This window comes from Candidatus Methylomicrobium oryzae (genome assembly GCF_016745425.1).
In the GTDB taxonomy this organism is placed as follows: Bacteria; Pseudomonadota; Gammaproteobacteria; order Methylococcales; family Methylomonadaceae; genus Methylomicrobium; species Methylomicrobium oryzae.
In genome coordinates this window covers 91262-110116 of the sequence record NZ_JAERVK010000015.1, presented here as the reverse complement: position 1 = coordinate 110116, position 18855 = coordinate 91262, and the positions used below count along the sequence as shown (strand labels likewise).

General features: G+C 51.1%; 17 protein-coding genes and 1 CRISPR repeat array. Of the genes, 15 read left to right on the top strand and 2 right to left on the bottom strand.

Features of this window, described 5'->3' with window-relative positions:
- Positions 1-146 precede the first annotated feature (146 nt).
- The 14 genes from JJL52_RS16555 (at position 147) to cas2e (ending at position 14526) form a co-directional block, all read left to right on the top strand.
- A complete protein-coding gene (locus tag JJL52_RS16555) occupies positions 147-1589 on the top strand; it encodes a hypothetical protein (RefSeq protein ID WP_202053600.1) in 1443 nt (480 codons plus the stop codon).
- Between the two features lie 709 nt (positions 1590-2298).
- On the top strand, positions 2299-2688 hold the full coding sequence (locus tag JJL52_RS16550) for a hypothetical protein (RefSeq protein ID WP_202053599.1): 390 nt from the start codon (positions 2299-2301) through the stop codon (positions 2686-2688).
- Between the two features lie 269 nt (positions 2689-2957).
- Positions 2958-3350: a hypothetical protein gene (locus JJL52_RS16545; protein ID WP_202053598.1), complete on the top strand. Its 393-nt coding sequence runs from the start codon at positions 2958-2960 to the stop codon at positions 3348-3350.
- A gap of 494 nt (positions 3351-3844) precedes the next feature.
- Positions 3845-4123, top strand: a complete 279-nt coding sequence (locus JJL52_RS16540) for a DMP19 family protein (protein ID WP_202053597.1) — start codon at positions 3845-3847, stop codon at positions 4121-4123.
- 18 nt (positions 4124-4141) lie between these two features.
- Positions 4142-4612, top strand: a complete 471-nt coding sequence (locus tag JJL52_RS16535) for a hypothetical protein (RefSeq protein WP_202053596.1) — start codon at positions 4142-4144, stop codon at positions 4610-4612.
- A gap of 83 nt (positions 4613-4695) precedes the next feature.
- Positions 4696-5118, top strand: a complete 423-nt coding sequence (locus tag JJL52_RS16530; protein ID WP_202053595.1) for a DUF3806 domain-containing protein — start codon at positions 4696-4698, stop codon at positions 5116-5118.
- 649 nt (positions 5119-5767) lie between these two features.
- Entirely contained in the window at positions 5768-8323 is a 2556-nt protein-coding gene (gene cas3, locus JJL52_RS16525; RefSeq protein ID WP_202053594.1) for a CRISPR-associated helicase Cas3', read from the top strand.
- A gap of 329 nt (positions 8324-8652) precedes the next feature.
- Complete coding sequence (casA, locus tag JJL52_RS16520; RefSeq protein ID WP_202053593.1) at positions 8653-10161, top strand: type I-E CRISPR-associated protein Cse1/CasA; 1509 nt, start codon at positions 8653-8655, stop codon at positions 10159-10161.
- On the top strand, positions 10158-10679 hold the full coding sequence (casB, locus tag JJL52_RS16515) for a type I-E CRISPR-associated protein Cse2/CasB (RefSeq protein WP_202053592.1): 522 nt from the start codon (positions 10158-10160) through the stop codon (positions 10677-10679). Before casA ends, casB begins: the two co-directional genes overlap by 4 nt.
- Entirely contained in the window at positions 10676-11296 is a 621-nt protein-coding gene (cas6e, locus tag JJL52_RS16510) for a type I-E CRISPR-associated protein Cas6/Cse3/CasE (RefSeq protein WP_202053591.1), read from the top strand. The genes casB and cas6e overlap by 4 nt, the downstream gene beginning before the upstream one ends.
- 147 nt (positions 11297-11443) lie before the next feature.
- Complete coding sequence (gene cas7e / locus JJL52_RS16505; protein ID WP_202053590.1) at positions 11444-12595, top strand: type I-E CRISPR-associated protein Cas7/Cse4/CasC; 1152 nt, start codon at positions 11444-11446, stop codon at positions 12593-12595.
- Positions 12588-13310 carry a type I-E CRISPR-associated protein Cas5/CasD gene (cas5e, locus tag JJL52_RS16500; RefSeq protein ID WP_202053589.1) on the top strand — a complete coding sequence of 241 codons (723 nt, stop codon included), beginning with the start codon at positions 12588-12590 and terminating at the stop codon, positions 13308-13310. Before cas7e ends, cas5e begins: the two co-directional genes overlap by 8 nt.
- A gap of 63 nt (positions 13311-13373) precedes the next feature.
- Positions 13374-14261 carry a type I-E CRISPR-associated endonuclease Cas1e gene (gene cas1e / locus JJL52_RS16495; protein ID WP_202053588.1) on the top strand — a complete coding sequence of 296 codons (888 nt, stop codon included), beginning with the start codon at positions 13374-13376 and terminating at the stop codon, positions 14259-14261.
- The gene (cas2e, locus tag JJL52_RS16490; protein WP_202053587.1) at positions 14239-14526 is read left to right on the top strand and encodes a type I-E CRISPR-associated endoribonuclease Cas2e; all 288 of its coding nucleotides are present in this window, start codon (positions 14239-14241) and stop codon (positions 14524-14526) included. The genes cas1e and cas2e overlap by 23 nt, the downstream gene beginning before the upstream one ends.
- Before the next feature lie 63 nt (positions 14527-14589).
- Positions 14590-16203: a CRISPR direct-repeat array (repeat unit 28 nt; unit sequence GTCTTCCCCACGCCCGTGGGGGTGTTTC).
- A gap of 122 nt (positions 16204-16325) precedes the next feature.
- On the opposite strand, the gene JJL52_RS16485 is transcribed toward cas2e, so the two are convergent.
- The gene (locus JJL52_RS16485) at positions 16326-17174 is read right to left on the bottom strand and encodes a tyrosine-type recombinase/integrase (RefSeq protein ID WP_236994313.1); all 849 of its coding nucleotides are present in this window, start codon (positions 17172-17174) and stop codon (positions 16326-16328) included.
- Between the two features lie 327 nt (positions 17175-17501).
- Positions 17502-18374 carry a LysR family transcriptional regulator gene (locus JJL52_RS16480; protein WP_202053586.1) on the bottom strand — a complete coding sequence of 291 codons (873 nt, stop codon included), beginning with the start codon at positions 18372-18374 and terminating at the stop codon, positions 17502-17504.
- 124 nt (positions 18375-18498) lie between these two features.
- Between JJL52_RS16480 and JJL52_RS16475 the strand changes: the two genes are divergently transcribed.
- A complete protein-coding gene (locus JJL52_RS16475; protein ID WP_202053585.1) occupies positions 18499-18825 on the top strand; it encodes an EthD family reductase in 327 nt (108 codons plus the stop codon).
- The last annotated feature ends 30 nt before the right edge of the window (positions 18826-18855 follow it).

Below are 18855 nucleotides of genomic sequence, written 5' to 3'. Positions count from 1 at the left end.
GCCGGCTTAAAGGTTTCGCGCCGCACGTGTATGGCGCGCCACGCCGCACGGCGCTGTATGTTTTTCGGCTTCCAGAGTCCCACGTAGCGACGACTGACCGATGAAGGGGGAATTCTCAAAAAACCTTTATTGCAGGAGAACACATGATGAATAAAGCCAACTTCGTACCCTGGAAACTTATCCTGTTCTGTTTTTTAATTACAGGACTTATATTCAATTCGATGACTTTTGCCGGCGGTCAGGCACCTTTATCCTCAAAATCTTCCATCAAAATGGCCCTGAAGAAAGACCCCATCATGAAGAACGCGGCACAAATGCTCACTCAAGGACGCGATATTTTCCGTTTCGACACGTTTGGCGATGAACAATTCTGGGAAGATGCGCTGCATTTGCATCAAGCGATCGAAGGCCAGCAGTTCGGCGGGGTCGGTTCCGGCTTATCCCCTGCGCAAGCCTTGGAATTGGGGCTGAAGGTGGATGTCGACGCACTCCCGCAGGACATCGTCCAGGCGCTTGAAGCAGGTCAAGTCGACCTGAACGATGTCGCCGTCACTCTGGCTCTCCTCAAGCTGGATGCCGTGGTGGGCGTTAAGGGCACATTCAACGGCAATTCGCTGCAGTCGGTCGGGATCACCTGTGCACTCTGTCACTCCACGGTGGATGACTCCCTGACGCACGGCGTAGGCCACCGGCTGGACGGCTGGGCGAACCGCGACCTTAACGTCGGGGCCATCATTGCTTTTGCTCCTACGGTACAGCCGCTTACCGACCTGTTGAAAATTGTGAATCCCGATATTACGGACGAGAATGTACGCACTGTCCTGAATAGCTGGGGGCCTGGAAAATTCGATGCGGAGCTGGTGCTGGATGGCAAGGCCTCCAATCCGCAGCAGGTTACCAATGGCGTAGTCACCGCAACCAATGTCCCGGGTGCGACGCTGCTGCCCAATGCGTACGGCTTGGCAGGCTTTAATCAGCATACCTGGACCGGCGACTGGGGCTCGATTCCCTACTGGAATGCGTTTGTCGCCATCTTGGAAATGCATGGGGTTGGGAATTTCTTCGATCCAAGGCTCGATAATGCAGCCAAATTCCCGATTGCGGCGGCGAAGAAATTTGGCCATATCACGGTGGATCCGGATGAGGATTTGGTCACGGCCAAATTACCGCCGCTGCATTTGTATCAATTGTCCCTGCCGGCGCCCCAACCCAGAGCCGGCATCGACTTTGACGAGGCCGCGGCCAAACGAGGTGATGAACTGTTCAGCGGCAAGGCCAATTGTACCCAATGTCATGCCGAGCCGTTATGGACCGATCCAGGCTGGAATCTCCATACGCCGGCGGAGATGAAGATCGACGCCTTTCAGGCGAATCGTGCGCCGGGAGACACTTATAAGACGATGAATCTGGCTGGTCTCTTCGTCAGGGAGGAAGGTTTGTTCATGAAAGATGAAAACGCAGGGCGGTTTTATCATGATGGGCGCTTCAAAACACTACTGGATGTGGTCGACAGCTATAACGCTCGTTTTGACCTGAAGCTAACCGACTCAGAAGAGAAAGATCTGGTTGAATACTTGAAATCCCTATAATTCTGGGAACGAGATAGCGCTATCCTTTGATGACCTTCGGCCTTTCCCTTCGAGCAGGCATGAGCTCGGAGGGAAAGGGATAACGTATTTTCCTTACCTTTAAGCCTCTTGCTCCGACTCGGGGGAAGCATTTGTAAAACGGAACGTCGGTTTTTGGCCGGCAGTGCTCGACCGCTGTTTTGATCGTGGTCTATTGATCCGAGCTGTCTATCCATGAAACATAGCGCGTAGCCCAACCAGGGCGAAAAAATAAGAGTGCTATCTCCGCGACCTGGTACGCAAGACAAGCTACTCATTTAGCTATCATTTGAAGAAGCGATGACTTTCCGTTATATCTCCCTCGCGAACCATCATCCCTTATTCTTCAAAGTTTTCTCCATCCGGGGGACCCTACCTGGGCCTTATTAATATCGAAATCGCTAAGAAACCAGGACGGTTGCCTGCGACCGGTCCGCTTCTTGACATAAAATCAGCCATTCGAAACACCTATTAATTGACAGCTCTTGGCCGAAATAAGTCCGAGAAGATTCTACGAGTTTGGCATTAGCGAATTGCAGTTTTCATTTAATGTTCCGATTGAAAGGGCACGGTATGTATCATCAAATATTACAATCAATAGGCATCGCGTGAAAAACAAACATAACGAGTCGCTCCAGCCTACGTCAGGCCGCGATACGGCCTTCCTCGGTTGAGCTTGGCGTTAGGTGCCATGGGAGACACCCGAGATTTCGACAAGCTGCTGGCCTACCTCAAGCGGGTTCCGGCCATGTCGCCTGCTGCCATTGGTACGGGCCGCTTCGACGATGGCAATTGGTGGGTCAAGTTCGGCATAGACATTACGCATCCGTTGGCGTGGCACGTCGTTCAAGAGTTCGGCTGCGTTCTCAACTATCTCTCCGTCAAGGAGCGCCTGCCGACGGTTTTTATGCCGGTATCTCCCGCGCCCTATCTCAATGGAGGACCGGAGGATTACTTATCCTGGGTCATTGAGTCTAAAGACCCTTCGTTCCAACCCGGTACCGTTGCGGATTGGCTGGAGGGGCGCTTACCTCGCCCCGTAGATGACTCGGAACAGGGGGAGTTCGCGGATGGTGCCTAACAATTCATTTCAAGCCGAAGCCGCTTCGCAGCTCGGCTTAATTCAGGCGTTGAGCGAGCAATTGGTGATCTTTAGCAGCCGCTGGAAAATGCATAAAACCGGCAGAAAATGGCCTAGTGTTGTCCGTCGGTCTGCTTGAGATAAACTCGTAAGCGAATTATATTAAACGCTAACATATGTTTTCGTCCCCTTGGACTTCAAACCCTTTCAACCTTTGCAAAGAGTTAAAGAAACGAGAAAGCGGACATCTTAGCCATCAAAGGTCATTCATGAGCAAATATCCCAAAGCCGTCGTCCCAACTAGGGTAGGTGAATACCCGGCACTCGCTAAATCTGGAGCAGGCTACTTTTTCGACGAAGTCCTCGAATACAGAGTATGGTGCCATCCTACTTCTGACTCCACAGAGGATTTTGATGAGGGTGATTATTACTATGCGTTTGAAACGTATGAAGAGGCCCTAGCGTGCTCCATAGAAGCCCCCGGTGCTGAAGAACCTCTTGTTTTAATTCGTCAGTGGGAATGGATCAATGAGCCGGAATCCGGAAAATTTATCCATGAAAAGGGAGAGCGAATTGCTGAATGGCGGGTCGAGTGGCTGGAACGAGGTCCACGCCGGCCTGGAGAGATTGAAGCCTTCATCAAGGCGAAGACTCCTGTGTAAAACTCTGGATTTGATCAGCAGGATTCAGAAATTAGCCTTGACTGAATAAGGCAGACAGGCAGGGCTCGACTCAGGCTGTGTAAAAACGTGAAATTCCGGATAGAGGTGGAATTTTGTAATCAGTTTGCCAATTAGTGCCAAATCTTAGTGGAGATCAAGGTGGTTTAAATGGGCTGAAGGATGAACCAAATCGAGAAATTTTCAATTTCTGCCTTCATTTTCCACATTTTTACACAGCCTGGACCCTTATCGGTCTTTCAAGCGCTATTCCTTGAATGCCTGCTCGCTGTCAATAAGCGGACTCACAATAGTCCCCGTCAAACTTGCATTGTTCGGATGGGCCCAACTGCATGCCATGAGATCCGGATCAGTTTATCACCCCGTTTTAGGATGATAGGCCGTTAAGTGAACCTGCCTAACGTCACAGATTTGTTGTAAAGCTGCCCAAAAAGCAGGAAGATAAACGGAAACCATTTAATTACTAAATTACACATATGGACGACCTGATTGACGCGACTGTAGATCGTATAGTCAAAAACGGCTTTGATCCGATCCAATCGCCCTTTTCCCATAAGGTAGCCGTAATGCTCACGACTGCCCAAGGCATAATTGACAATGGCGGATTCGAATATTTCTTTGGCGTCCCCTTTAATATCGAGCCTGACATAAAGGACTTTGTAAAAGCCTATGAAGCTGTTGGAGCCCTTAGGTCTGCTAAGGCATTTGAGGAGGCGGCCATGACCTCTAACAAAACAGTGGAGCCGACGTGGTGAAATCAATTCGGCTCTGCCTTGGCTCATCTGCAAGCGGCGCATCCTTTATTTGCCTTAGAGCATGCTATGCCCAATCCGCTTCGTGAAGCCGTCAAACAGAGGTTCTACCCATTTGCAGAGTCCCGCGGGTTCGCGCGCATTAAGTCAACAAATTCACTCTTCACAGAATTCCGCAAGGATACCGGAGAAGCAACATACGTCTTTGAGATTCAATGGGATAAGTATCACCGCCCCTACTTTGTACTCAATTTCAGTCAGGCCGAAGCGACATTAGTCGGTTCGAGGACGAAACAGGGTCGCCTTCAACGCAAGCGAGGGGGCTCTTTGAGCTGTTGGTTCAACCTCAGGAAGCCACTGCGGGAAGTCATAAAAACCGGGCGGTTGAAGTACGCACCGGAGGAAGTTGTAGAACAAGTTATTTCTTGCTTCCCTGAAATGGAAGCATGGTGGGCGAGCGGAGCAGAGGGGCCGCATGTCTACTGCATTTGAGCGCGGGCTTGCCATTCGCTCCAGCCGATGGCCGACGGCTGCGGCTGATCTTCATTTTTACGCCAATTAAGGACCGCAGGGAGATGAAACAGAAAGTAGAAGCGCTATCGCCAGAAGATTACGCGAGGCTTGAGGCCCAAAGGAAATGGGTGCGCGAACATTATCCACCAGAATCAGAAGATAAATATCAGAGCTTAGAAGGGAAGCTGGTTTTGCTAGACACCATACTCAAGAACCAATGGATAGAACCTAACGAAACGGTAAAGCTCCAATGCCTCGGAATTACGTTCGGTGACGCTCTGGCGCAGAAACTCGGTTTGAAGTGGGTTATCGTTGAGGATGAATATGGCCGTGACCCAGCGCTGATCGTAGAAGGGACGTCAATTATGACGTTCCCCCTCACTTCCCTATCAAAACGCATCGAAAACGATGAGGAAGTGAATGTTTTCAATTTATTTGAAAATGCCTGTGCAAAAATCAATGCACTCAAACAACCGTTGACATAACTGCGCTGGCCGGTGGGCCTTTCAATGCGCGCCTTGAACCTAGTCTGTCGGTAGCTTCTGCTGTTGGCCGGGATTGGGATGTTTATACTCTATTTGAATGGCGCGGCCTATCGAGCCTGGCTATCCGGCGGGCCTCCTACCTCAAACTCGGAAGGATGGCTATTTAGCGCGTGGAATTTCTTGTCGTGGTCATTGGCATTCTTAAGCGCCGGTATGGGGGCATTTTTTGTGTTAGGAAAGTGGCCACGGCGCAGTACATTTAGGCTGAGTTGGTTGATTCTCGCTCTTGTGCTCTGGGTCGTTCCGCATATTCGGGAGTTCCCCGCTTCGGATGCCTGCCTTGATGCAGGCGGGCGGTGGGTTGCAAGAAAATTGAGGTGTACGCATGAGTAAGGCAGGCCCAACAAGATGCTCCAGGCTACCTTCATGTCTGCGCAGACGTGTTATGTCACAGAAGGGCAAACAGCGAATGCAATACCCGACGCCTTTCATGGAGGTTCGTCGCAGTAGTGCCGATCATAGGGTTTGTAGCGCTAGAGGCCTGGCTTGACGCTGACGAAGATAACGGCCATTGTAGGCTATTGGATGCTGGCTGGGAATGCAGTTGACGCGGTGGCCAGATAATTTCTAACTTATTGAGGAATGATTAATGTTCCGTAAAGAAACCACTAAAGCTAGCCCACCGCTTCCTTTAACCCGATGCCTTGCCAAAACCTATGTAGCGAATACCGGCGAGAAAAAAGCAGGGCGCCAGGTACTAAACCACTGCCATATTGTTGGCGAAGTAGCCCGTGGACTACTCGCACGGCTACCGGATTGGCTGGTTGCAGAATTATTTCCCAATGGGGTAGAGCTGATTGCGGCAGCGCACGATATCGGCAAAGTCAGCCCAACATTTCAGGCCAAAATTTATAAGGGTACTGATGCCTATAAAGATAACTTACCCCCTGAATTAATAAGCTTTAACCCAGAAATAGAACACCAATGGGGTGGTCATGCTGGCGTCAGCCAGGCTACGGCAAAATACTTAAAAGTTGGCAAATTCATCCCTGAAATTCTCGGCCAGCATCATGGTTATTCACCAAATGTTGCCAACTTGGCAACCGATGAAGTGTTTGGTGGTAGCGTATGGCAACAACGGCGTGAAGAATTACTCACCGATTTAAAAAGCGCGCTACAGACCGATTTCCCAACCGTACAGAATGAACTCCAAGCCAGAATTCTGGCAGGATTTACCAGTGTTTCCGACTGGATTGGTTCTGGGTCATTGTTTAATGATCCAGCGGAAAACTGGCAACCAAAGATAGAACAAGCCATTGATGAAGCTGGTTTTGTACGACCAATATTAAAACCCGACTTACGTTTTACCGATATTTTTTCTTGGCAACCTCGTGATACCCAACAGTACTTTATTGAGCAAGTCAAGCAACCGGGTGTATATGTATTGGAAGCGCCGATGGGGCTGGGCAAAACCGAAGCGGCGCTGTATGCCGCCTACCAATTGCTTGTAACCCATCAAGCATCCGGTTTGTATTTTGCGCTACCGACGCAACTGACCTCCGACAAAATTCACGAACGTGTGGGTCAATTTTTGCAGCGCATCCTAGTCGGTGAAGGTCCGCATCAACAACCCTTGTTATTACATGGCAATGCTTGGCTCAAAACCGAATTGGGCAAAGAAGGTAATCCGGGTGGTTCCTGGTTTCAGGCCTCGAAGCGCGGCATTCTCGCGCCGTTTGCCGTCGGTACCATCGACCAAGCGCTTATGGCGGTCATGAATGTTAAGCATGGCTTTGTGCGCACCTTTGGTCTGGCCGGTAAAGTGGTGATACTGGACGAAGTCCATTCCTATGATAGTTACACCGGCACCTTGCTCGATGAACTTGTTAAGGTATTGCGCGAATTGCATTGTACGGTGATTATTCTCAGCGCAACCCTGACCCAACAGCGCCGTAGTGCTTTATTAGGCACGGCCTCATCCAATGAGGCTTACCCGTTGATTTCGGCGTTACCGAAAAATGGTTGTTTGATCGAACAACCGGTACTCAAGATTGCCGATTGCACGATTGCCATTCAGCATTGCTATGATGAAGACGAAGCGATTGAAGAAGCCTTGCGCCGCGCGGAATTAAGTCAACAGGTGTTATGGGTAGAAAATACCGTGGCCGAAGCCCAGCGAATCTATCAAGCATTATCTGCCCGCGACTGCGAACCCAAAATTGAATGCGGTTTATTGCATTCACGTTTTCTCAAAATGGATCGCGAAAAAAACGAAGAGCATTGGACCAGACTGTATGGTAAAGACGGCGGCCCACAACGTCAGCAGTGTGGGCGCATTCTGGTGGGGACACAGGTTCTGGAGCAATCGCTGGATATTGATGCCGATTTTCTAATCAGCCGCTTTGCGCCCAGCGATATGTTGTTACAGCGCATGGGCCGCTTATGGCGACACAGCGGAACGGTTCGAATTGCCGGAGCGCTATGCGAAACCTGGTTATTAGTTCCGGAATTGGCCAGCGCTATTGACAACCCTGAACAGGCGTTTGGCCAAACCGCTAAGATCTATAGTCCTTATGTCTTGTGCCGTAGCTTGGAAGTCTGGCAAGACCGGCGAACGGTTGCCGTACCCGGACAAATCAGGGAAATCATTGAAGCGACTTATATGGACAGGGGCGAAGGTGGCGCGATGTTGAGCCATTTAAACGCCCTTGAAAAGAAGAAAGAAGAGATGCGAAATCAGGCTCTCTTTGGATTATCCAAAGCAGGCAAAACCCTGCCCGAAGAAAAAGCCAGCACCCGCTATAGCGCGCAAGACAGCGTAGAAGTGTTGCTGATCAAAAATTATCGCCTCGATACCCAGCAAGGCGGATGTTTTGTGCGTTTCCTAGACGATACCACCGCGCTGCTGCCAGAGAAGGGTAAAGGCCTGTCGCCATGGCAACGCCGGGAGTTGGCGGCCAAACTGCTGCGGAATACCGTGCGAGTTGCCGATTATTTGGCGCCTAAAGCCATGGATTTAAAAAGTCTGGACTGGCTGCAAGACTACATATACCTGGGCAAACATGAGGGCGAAAGCCGATTCCGATTGCGAGTGGCCAGGGTTTTGGATAGCGATACCGTCGTTAGCTTGGATGGCGGTGATGCCTCAGAAGAGTACACGATTCAATACGATCAACAATTAGGTTATCTTTCAATAAAAAAATAAACGATAGACTTGGATGTAAAAATTTATCTATAATAATTCCGTCCTTCCGACTTAGCAAAGCCATTAAATCGCTTACGGAAAAGCGAATCCTAAAATCCCAACAGCCGGGCGCAGCGTGAAATCCAGCTTTGCCTTGCGTCGAAATTGGAAAGACAAAATTTTCTCCACTTGATGTGGAGGTGTTTCCGATAGACTTGGTTGTTTAGTAATTTTTGCAAGTTTTTCCCCACATTAGTGGGGGTGTTTCTGTATAGACGAACTTAAGCTGGCCCTTCCATCGAAGGAAGGCCAGGTTCCCTTTAAACAGTAGAATTACAAAAGATAATTTGATGATTGAGGCACGTTTTAACCTGATCGACGAACCCTGGATACCCATTGTAGATGTTGGGCTAGTCAGCTTGAAAGCGCTATTTAGCCATAGCGGCTACCGCGCTTTAGGCGGCAATCCCGTACAGAAAATTGCCTTGACTAAATTGCTGTTGGCCATTGCTCAAGCTGCTTGCACACCTGAAGACGATGACGACTGGGCGGCATTGGGCGCGGATGGCATGGCAAAAAAAAGTTTGGCATATTTGGATCAATGGCATGAGCGTTTTTGGCTTTATGGTAACCAGCCGTTTTTGCAAATGCCGGCTATTCAGGCCGCTGATATTCAGAGCTTCGGCGCAGTATTAGCCGAAATTGCCACCGGCAATACCACAGTATTAACTCAGAGCCATATCGAAAAACAGTTATCGGAAGCCGACAAAGCGCTATTGCTGTTAACGTTGATGGGCTTTAGTTTAGGCGGCAAAAAAACCGATAACAGTATCGTGCTCTCATCGGGCTACAAGGGCAAAAGCAACGATAAAGGCAAAGCCAGTACCGGTAAGCCAGGAGCGGCCATTGGTTTTATGGGCTTTCTGCACAGTTTTCTCGTGGGGCAATCGATTATTGAAACCCTCTGGCTAAACCTGTTAACTCGTGAGCATTTGCAACAACTACCGATTTACAGCAGTGGGCTGGGTGTTCCGCCGTGGGAAAAAATGCCGGCCGGCGAAGCCTGCGATATCGCCAAAGCTTTGCAAAACAGTTTGATGGGGCGATTGCTGCCGCTATCGCGTTTTTGTTTATTGGTCGAAAACGGGCTGCATTATTCCGAAGGCATTGCCCATCTGGGTTACAAAGACAACATGGTCGATCCCAGCGTCTCGGTAGACTTTTCCGGTAAAGATCCCAAAGCCATTTGGGTCGATCCTGAAAAAAGACCCTGGCGATTTTTGACGGCATTATTAGGGTTTGTGACTCAAACCGGCACACAAGGGTTTGATTGCTATCACTTGCGCTTGGGCCTGCTCCGCGCTAGAGCAGAAGTCAACGCGCTGGGAATCTGGTCTGGCGGGTTACGCGTCAGCAGCAATGCCGGCGAGCAATACGTTTCAGGCACCGATGACTACGTAGAATCAGTCATTATGCTGCCGCAAACGATGTTGGGTGAAACGTGGTTCGCCAACCTAAAACTGGAAATGGCCGAACTCGAGCAGCTCTCCAAAGTCGTCTATAGCGCCACTTTGAATTTTTTCAAAACTCAAAATAGTGAAGGTAAAGCGCAAGCGGTAATAGCCAGTAACCTATTCTGGCAGCTGTGCGAGCGTAGATTTCAAGACCTGGTTAATGTATGTGAAGACACTGAGCAAGCCAAAGCACTTCGCAAACACTTCGCCGGATTCGCCAATCAAGCCTACGATCATTTTTGCCCCAGAGACACGGCCCGACAACTCGACGCTTGGGCAAAAAACCGGCCCAATCTAGGCAAATATCTGAAAGACCAAACCAAAAAAGAAGAGGTTCCAGTATGAGCGATGACGCAAAAAAACCGAGTAGATCAGAAGCTTTTGTGACATACACCATTGAGCAATGCCAAAAAGACAGAGGTATCGCCGCCAAATTGAAACGGGCCGACAACCCTAATACTGAATACCAGTGCTGGGAGCATCTGGCTGCGTTCCACATTGATCTGGAAAAAGAGTTTGAGCGCCTACCGTATGCCACCATCGCTGCGGCCATCGCCAAATCGAAGGCTGAACACAATGGCAACATTGGTATTGGTCGCGCCATTGCCTTGTGCTACGAGGACGGCAATGCCAATGATCAAGCCAAAGCCAAACTCCGGCGCTTGCTAGCCTGTGAAGCCGTCGACGAAGTCTGCCGGATACTCAGGCCATTATTCAGTCTGATTGAGGCTAAAGCGGGACTGAATTTGAACTATGACCAATTGCTCAGCGATTTGCTGTATTTCCATAGTAACCCGCAACGCGTCAAAAGTCGCTGGGCGCAAGATTTTTACCAGCGCAGCAACACCGAGGAGGTGGCATGACCAATCTGTACGCCGCCGTCTTGCGCTTATCCAGGAACGATGTCAAAACCCTGAAAATAACCGATCCCTATTCATTGCATCGGGTAGTTTATGATTTGTTTGACGATGTCCGAAGCGACCAGCAAAAACAGGCCAGTTTGCCCAGCGGCATTTTGTATGCCGATAAAGGCGGTGACTTTAATAGCCGCCGAATCTTGATGTTGGCCAATCGTCCACCCAACCTCGCGCCGGACCATGGCGAAGTTGAGTGCAAAACCATCAGTGCAGCCTTCTTACAACACTCGCGCTATGCCTTTGAAGTGGTCATCAATCCCGGCAGACGCGACAAACAAACCGGCAAAATCGTTGCCGTGCGTGGCCGCGAGGCCATTACTCACTGGTTTATCGAACGCGCCGAAACATCCTGGGGTTTCAAGGTTAATCCCATCAATCTGCAAATCGAAAAAATGGCCGTGCAAACCTTCAAAAAAGACAACCAAATCGTCACCCACGGCAGCGCTACCTTGAAAGGCGAATTGCAAGTGATTGACAGAGAACACTTCAACCAAAGCTTTCGCCAAGGCATAGGCCGGGGCCGCGCCTTTGGTTTTGGTTTGCTACAAATCGTGGCGATCTAAAAAAGACAATGTCATGGATATTTAAATTACATGGGCGTCTTTCCCTACATGAGTAGGGGTGTTTCTCGGGATGACGTCGGTGCGCCGAAAACGGCAATATTTTCCCCACTTCAGTGGGGGTGTATATTTAATTTTTAGGATAACTTTATGAATAATAACCCTTTTAAATCTACTCATATCGAATTTCATATTCTGCAATCTTTTCCTGTAACTTGTTTAAACAGAGATGATGTCGGCGCACCTAAAGTAGCAACGGTAGGTGGCAGTACGCGGGCGAGAGTCAGTTCACAATGCTGGAAAAGGCAAGTACGTTTAGCCATGCATGAATTAGGCATCACTCACGGCTCCAGAACCAAGCTCATATCTGACATGATTGCCAAAGCCTGTCTTGAAAAAGGTGCAAATGACGATCAAGCCAAGGCATGTGGCGACAAAATCGAGCAGATTTTTATCAAGAAAAAAGAAGAGAAGAAACCCAAAAAAGCTAAAGACAATGAGGCATTGGAAGAAGCGCCAATAGATTCCGGTCAAGAAAAAACCGATACGCTGTTATTTTTAAGTCCTAAAGAAGTCGGCATACTTGCCGAAGCATTTGCTGAAAAAGGTTTTGATCCAGACCTAGTCATCCTTCAAAAGGATGCAAAAAAACAAGCTAAAGAAATGGCCGCTTTGATCGGTGAAGTATCTGAGGCAGTTGATGCACTGGATATTGCCTTATTTGGTCGCATGGTCGCCCAGGCGGCGGAACTGAATATTGAAGCCGCCGCCTCGTTTTCCCACGCCATTTCCACCCACAAGATCAGCAACGAAGTCGAGTTCTTTACCGCATTGGACGACCTGCAAGAAGATCCCGGTGCCGCGCACATGGGCAGCCTTGAATTCAATTCAGCCACCTATTACCGCTATGTCAGCCTGGACTTGGGGCAACTTTGCCAAACCCTCGCCGGACAAAGCCTGCCGGAAGCCGTCGAAGCCTTTACCAAGGCCTTGTTTGTCGCGATACCCGCTGCCCGGCAAACCACGCAATCCGGCGCATCACCTTGGGAATACGCCAAAATCCTAATCAGAAAAGGCCAGCGCCTGCAAGTTCCCTTTGAAACAGCTGTAAAAGCCAAAGATGGCGGGTTCTTACAACCTAGCATTACCGCATTATCCGACTACCTGGCCAACAAAGAAAAACTGTTCGGCTCGTTGTTTGGCAAAATTGCCGACTATACCTGGGGTGAAGATACCAATTTCAGCATCGACGATTTAGTGGCGGCGCTCAAACAACATGCCGAAGGATGCGGGAATGAGTAACCCTTATCTGCTGTTATGGCTGGAAGCGCCGCTACAATCCTGGGGGCACGATTCCAAATTCGGCCGCCGCGATACCCTGAATTTTCCAACCAAATCCGGTGTATTGGGTTTGATCTGTAGCGCATTGGGAGCCGGCGGCGAGCAGCAAGAACTGTTGGCGGAGTTTGCACCGTTGGATCAAACCGTGCTGGCTTTCGTATCCACGCGCACTACGGGTAACGATAAGATCATCAAAACTGATCGGCAACCGTTATTACGCGATTTTCACATGGTTGGCAGCGGTTACGACGACCAAAACCCTTGGGAAAGTTTATTAATCCCGAAAACCAACGAAGGCAAAAAAGCGGTAGGTGGTGGTACTAAAATGACCTACCGCTACTATCTGCAGGATGCTTATTTTGCGGTGGCGCTGGAGGTTCCTGCCACCCGGGCTAATGCCATTGCCGAAGCCTTACAAAATCCGGCTTGGGACGTATATCTGGGCAGGAAGAATTGCGTCCCCACCGATTTTATCTACCGTGGCCAATATCCGACCCAGGGCGAAGCCATGGCTCAAGCCCTGAACATTGCCAGCGAAAAATCTCTGTTGGAAGACTTTCGTGTACTCTGTGGCGAACACTCGGGCGAAGCGCTCACCTTAATGGATGTGCCGGTCCAGTTCGGCGAGCATAAACAATACCGAGATCGACGGGTAACCGTGATTAACGCCGAATAGATGGGCTGCTCTTTAACAATTTGGATTTTTCACGGGCAACATAAAGGTTAACGGATACGATTTATGGCGGAAGATAAGCAGAGTCCGACTCGGCTCCTGATTAAAGTCACACGCGATACTCTGCCCCAGGTGAGTAGCAAGTACCCGTTTATTTATCTGGAACGGGGCCGGTTGGAGATCGACGACAGTAGTGTCAAATGGATAGACTGTGATTGCAATGTCATACGTTTACCCATCGCCACCTTAAACTGCTTATTGCTCGGTCCGGGTACGGCCATCACCCATGAAGCCGTCAAAGTGATTGCGGCGGCCAATTGCGCGGTTTGCTGGGTGGGTGAAGACAGTTTGTTGTTTTATGCCGTCGGCCAAACTCCCACCTCAAATACGCGTAACTTACGCAAACAAATGCTGTTATCTGCGGACGATACAAAATCACTGGAGGTCGCCCGCAGAATGTATGCACGCCGCTTCCCTAAAGCGGAACTCGCCGGCAAAAGCTTAAAAGAAATGATGGGCATGGAAGGCTACCGCGTTCGCGAGTTATACGAAAAAATGGCCAACGAGTATAAAGTAGGTTGGAAAGGCCGTTCCTATGTGCCGGGAAAGTTTGAAATGGGCGATCTGACCAACCAGATCCTGACATCGGCCAATGCCGCCTTATACGGCATCCTCACGTCAGCCGTTTATAGTCTTGGCTACTCACCCCATATCGGATTCATTCACGCCGGCAGTCCGTTGCCCTTTGTTTACGACTTGGCCGACCTATACAAGGAAAAACTGTGTATTGATCTGGCATTTTCACTCACGCTAGACATGGCTGGTAAGTACAATAAACACAAAGTGTCGGAAGGCTTTAGGCAACGGGTGATTGAGATGGATTTACTCGCTACCATAAGCGACGATATCGAAGAAATGCTAGGAGGTAAAAATGCTCGTCGTAATAGCCAATGATCTACCACCCGCCGTGCGCGGTCGTATGAAACTTTGGTTTGTTGAACCCCGTCCCAATGTTTTTATTTCGGGAATCAAGGATTCTGTGGGCAAAGCCGTTGTGGATTATCTGTATGAGCACTGTCCACCGGAAAGCGGGCTTATGGTGTTTCGCCGTATCAACGATGCCCCAGGCTATGAAATACGCGGCATAGGTGATACCAAGCGCAGTATTGTCGAATTATCCGGCTTGCAATTGGTGCAAGAAAAAGCGGGGTTGGAATAAAAATGGACTATTCAAAAACACTGCATATTGTTTCAGTATAAAAATTCACCACAAAATGCTGGTGTCTTCCCCACGCCCGTGGGGGTGTTTCCAGGATGAACTCAAAGAAAAAAACGCCTATTTAGTCTTCCCCACGCCCGTGGGGGTGTTTCCGCATATTGCTGTTTACCCGTTACCCGCCGGCCGTCTTCCCCACGCCCGTGGGGGTGTTTCTATGCCGGATAAGATCGAGGTGCAGATCCGGGAGTCTTCCCCACGCCCGTGGGGGTGTTTCTTAGAATCATACGTCAAATCCATTTCACCCAAAGTCTTCCCCACGCCCGTGGGGGTGTTTCTCTAAATTCTATCCAGTCCTCAGTGTGATCGATGTCTTCCCCACGCCCGTGGGGGTGTTTCTCTAAATTCTATCCAGTCCTCAGTGTGATCGATGTCTTCCCCACGCCCGTGGGGGTGTTTCCATAGTAGTTCGCCGGCGTGGCATTGCTGTACGGTCTTCCCCACGCCCGTGGGGGTGTTTCTTCAATATACAGCGTTCTTGAGTTTGCCGACGTGTCTTCCCCACGCCCGTGGGGGTGTTTCAGCACTGGTATAGGAGGCCCGCAGCGCGTCGTAGTCTTCCCCACGCCCGTGGGGGTGTTTCTGGTACGTGGCGATATACAAGAAAAGCGTCTGGGTCTTCCCCACGCCCGTGGGGGTGTTTCTCAAGCGGCAGTCGCTGACGGTAACCTGGCTGGGTCTTCCCCACGCCCGTGGGGGTGTTTCTTATCCGTTGTGGCTGGCCCGCACCACGCTGCAGTCTTCCCCACGCCCGTGGGGGTGTTTCTGCGGATAGCCGTCTTCACGCCGGTTCGTGCGGGTCTTCCCCACGCCCGTGGGGGTGTTTCCGAAGGCCGTTGCAGTAGCCGGCAAGCGATCTGGTCTTCCCCACGCCCGTGGGGGTGTTTCTCTTCCAGTGATATTCTGGAGGGCATCGCGCGGGTCTTCCCCACGCCCGTGGGGGTGTTTCCGACATCTTGGGTATGCCGCCGACTTTCCCCTGGTCTTCCCCACGCCCGTGGGGGTGTTTCCCCGTTGATCGTCTAGCCATTCGGCTAGGTTTAGTCTTCCCCACGCCCGTGGGGGTGTTTCCGGGTTTTTGCGGTTTGCTTCACCCAGGACGCAGTCTTCCCCACGCCCGTGGGGGTGTTTCTATTCTACGGTGTAGGTTTTACCGTGCTGTTCGGTCTTCCCCACGCCCGTGGGGGTGTTTCCCCATGAACGCAATACGCGAGTTTACCTACAACGTCTTCCCCACGCCCGTGGGGGTGTTTCCGCTTCACGATGTCGCAAACCACGGCGCAAGCGGTCTTCCCCACGCCCGTGGGGGTGTTTCTTACAAAAACGCGCCGGGGAAATTCTGTGGTTCGTCTTCCCCACGCCCGTGGGGGTGTTTCTGGGTTATAGTTGGCGTGCGGAGTTTTGGGACAGTCTTCCCCACGCCCGTGGGGGTGTTTCTAGTTTAGTGGAAGGAAACGAGAGCATGTTTGGGTCTTCCCCACGCCCGTGGGGGTGTTTCTCTTCGCGCGCAATGTCGACTCGCTCATGCCAAGTCTTCCCCACGCCCGTGGGGGTGTTTCCGGTTCGGAAATGGTCTGAATCGAATTAACTGGGTCTTCCCCACGCCCGTGGGGGTGTTTTTGACACTGGACTTTGAATTGACTTGTGTAGGAGTCTTCCCCCCGCGCACGCGGGGATCGACACCAGCGCAACGAGCGCATCAAGCGCATGTTCGTCTTCCCCCCGCGCACGCGGGGATCGAACTATAAGGACAAAATCTTCATCCGGGTCGTGGCAATATTGGCGTGACCAAGCCATTCCTGCACCTTCGCGATATCGGCCTGATGATCGAGCTCGTTGGTCGCCGAGGTGGCCCGTAGCGAGTGCGCGCCGATTTCAAAGCCTAATTTTCCCGAATACGTTCGCACCAGTTTATAGACGCCATCCGGCGTGATTGCCTTCGCCTCGCCGCTTTTTGTGTTGTGGCTGACCAGCCGGAACAGGGCGCCGGCATCATCTGCGCCGTGTCCGGCCCGCTCCAGATAGTTATGGATCAGCCCGCCGGCGGCCGGATGCAGCGGCACATAGCGGGTCTTGCCGCCTTTGCCGGCCACTTTCAGGTACGGCACCCCGCGCCGTTCGTGCTTGAAGTCCTTCACGGTCAATTTGCACAACTCCTTGCGCCGCAAGGCGTGATAGAGCAGGATGGCCAGAATCGCCTTATCTTGGAGGGGCCGGAGTGAGTCGCCATTCGGGGCATCCAACAATTTCCGGGCCTGGTGATCGCCCAAGGCCGGAGTCCGGCCTTCCAGGCTGTCGTGCTTCGGCCGTTTGACGCCCTTGACCGGGTTATGGGTCACCGCATTTTTCTCGCACAAATAATCGAACAGCGCCGACAACGCCGAGAGCCGGTGCCGAATCGTCGTGCCGTTCAGGACCCGGTTCCCTAAGTCGTCCGGTAAGGCGATCACATGCGCCCGGGTCACACGCCGGAACTCGCCCGGTTTCTGGATCCCGGTGAAGGCCATAAAATCCCGGATCGTATTTTCATAGGCACGGCGGGTGCACCGATTGGTCAGGTTCGCGAACCATTCGACTTCGGTCGGGCACATCGCTCAGACGTAAAAAATCTTCCGCCGTTAAAAAGACGGCTTTCGGAGGGGATCGTGGAGGGAATTTTCAGTGGCGTTCATTGGGTCAGTTTACTCTTGATAAAATCGGTTATCAGGAGTTTAAAGCTAGGGAAGGGGCCGGATTCAGATGTCACTTTCTAAATGAGTTGGCGCAGATTTTTTGGCATTATTTGGCGCCTAGGAGGCGACCTGCTTACCTTGGGGTGTAGCGATAGAAAAGACCGCTATCAGCTGTCGGAGGCGGAGCATTAGAGTTCTAAAAAGCTGTCGCCAAACTTTGACTGGAGGCCGAACTCAAGAAATCAGTCAAAGATTGGATAGGCTTGCAAGCAAAGTCTTAATGTCGGCATTTTTGCGGCTTTGCGGCAGGCAGACGGCATAAATCTGACGGCTGATTTCAGGATTGGCTAAATAGCGGCACTGCACGTCCTGAGCGTTCAAAGGCAGCGTATACTCCGGCATCAAGGCGACGCCAAGGTCGGCGCGGATCAGGTTGATGATCCAGTCTTCGCTGTTGCTTCGGTAAGAAGCGTAGAGGTTGATCTCTTGATCCTGGCAGACCGCCTTGAGTTTTTCCCTTAATTCGCAGTTGAGCCGATCCAGATACGGTTCCGCCTGTATGTCCTTCAAGTCGATCCGGGACAGGCGATGAAAGCGGTGGCTGCTGTGAAAAGCCACGACGTAGCGTTCCGTATAGAGCAGTGTGGATTGATACGGCGGCGCCAAGAGTTGAGTCGGGGCGCTGATCACCAAATCCAGCAAATCCGCTTCCAGTTGCTTCAGCAAATCGGCCTCCGTGCCGATAATCAGTTCAAATTCGATATGGGGGAATGCTTGCCGGTAATGGGCAAAGACAGGGCCTAAGCGTTGGGCGCCGACGGTTTCCATCATGCCTATCCGCAGCGGCACACTGTTCAACTGGGTAAAGCGGATCGCCTCGGCCTTGGTCGCCAAGGTGTCTTTGTATATTTTCCGTAAATTAGGCTCGACCATACGGCCGAGTGGCGTCAACAAGCAGCCGGAACGGTCCCGCGTAAATAATTCACCGCCTAATTCATCCTCCAGTTTTTTGATGGCCTGGGTCAACGACGGCTGGGAAATATAGCTGAATTGCGCGGCACGGGTAAAACTGCCATGGTCGCAGACCGCCAAAAAATAACGGATTTGGTGCAGTTCCATAAGTGCTCGCTCAGATCAGTATAGTTAAAACCTATTCTTTCATAGACAGTTTGTATTTTACAAGCCTTGTATTTCCAACCTATCATGGCCGCCATCATAAACAAATGCTATGAAAGGAGAGGCGATGAACGCTGCAAAATTAATAGTCATGTATCCCACCCCAGCCGATGTGGCCGTGTTCGAACGCCGCTATGCACAGGAACACGTGCCGATGGCGGTCGAAAAATTGGCCGGAAAAATCCGTTTTGACGCCAACTTGATTGCCTCGGCACCGGGACGGGAGCAGGCGCCTTATCATCGGATCGCGGAAGTGTATTTCCCTTCCATGAAGGCGTTGGAAGACTGCCTGAGTTCACCCGGAGGTCAAGAAACGGCGGCGCATGCGGTCGAAATCTCGAGCGGGGGCGCCCCTTTGTTCCTGATTGCGGAAGTCGAAACCTTCATTTTTTAAGCGGACTACCGTGGATAGTTCCAAGGATTC

Bases quoted from the DNA above. Each gene is read 5' to 3' on its own strand.
- JJL52_RS16555 (WP_202053600.1), top strand. From the start codon at position 147: ATGAATAAAGCCAACTTCGTACCCTGGAAACTTATCCTGTTCTGTTTT.
- JJL52_RS16550 (WP_202053599.1), top strand. From the start codon at position 2,299: ATGGGAGACACCCGAGATTTCGACAAGCTGCTGGCCTACCTCAAGCGG.
- JJL52_RS16545 (WP_202053598.1), top strand. From the start codon at position 2,958: ATGAGCAAATATCCCAAAGCCGTCGTCCCAACTAGGGTAGGTGAATAC.
- JJL52_RS16540 (WP_202053597.1), top strand. From the start codon at position 3,845: ATGGACGACCTGATTGACGCGACTGTAGATCGTATAGTCAAAAACGGC.
- JJL52_RS16530 (WP_202053595.1), top strand. From the start codon at position 4,696: ATGAAACAGAAAGTAGAAGCGCTATCGCCAGAAGATTACGCGAGGCTT.
- cas3 (WP_202053594.1), top strand. From the start codon at position 5,768: ATGTTCCGTAAAGAAACCACTAAAGCTAGCCCACCGCTTCCTTTAACC.
- casA (WP_202053593.1), top strand. From the start codon at position 8,653: ATGATTGAGGCACGTTTTAACCTGATCGACGAACCCTGGATACCCATT.
- casB (WP_202053592.1), top strand. From the start codon at position 10,158: ATGAGCGATGACGCAAAAAAACCGAGTAGATCAGAAGCTTTTGTGACA.
- cas6e (WP_202053591.1), top strand. From the start codon at position 10,676: ATGACCAATCTGTACGCCGCCGTCTTGCGCTTATCCAGGAACGATGTC.
- cas7e (WP_202053590.1), top strand. From the start codon at position 11,444: ATGAATAATAACCCTTTTAAATCTACTCATATCGAATTTCATATTCTG.
- cas5e (WP_202053589.1), top strand. From the start codon at position 12,588: ATGAGTAACCCTTATCTGCTGTTATGGCTGGAAGCGCCGCTACAATCC.
- cas1e (WP_202053588.1), top strand. From the start codon at position 13,374: ATGGCGGAAGATAAGCAGAGTCCGACTCGGCTCCTGATTAAAGTCACA.
- cas2e (WP_202053587.1), top strand. From the start codon at position 14,239: ATGCTCGTCGTAATAGCCAATGATCTACCACCCGCCGTGCGCGGTCGT.
- JJL52_RS16485 (WP_236994313.1), bottom strand. From the start codon at position 17,174: ATGTGCCCGACCGAAGTCGAATGGTTCGCGAACCTGACCAATCGGTGC.
- JJL52_RS16480 (WP_202053586.1), bottom strand. From the start codon at position 18,374: ATGGAACTGCACCAAATCCGTTATTTTTTGGCGGTCTGCGACCATGGC.
- JJL52_RS16475 (WP_202053585.1), top strand. From the start codon at position 18,499: ATGAACGCTGCAAAATTAATAGTCATGTATCCCACCCCAGCCGATGTG.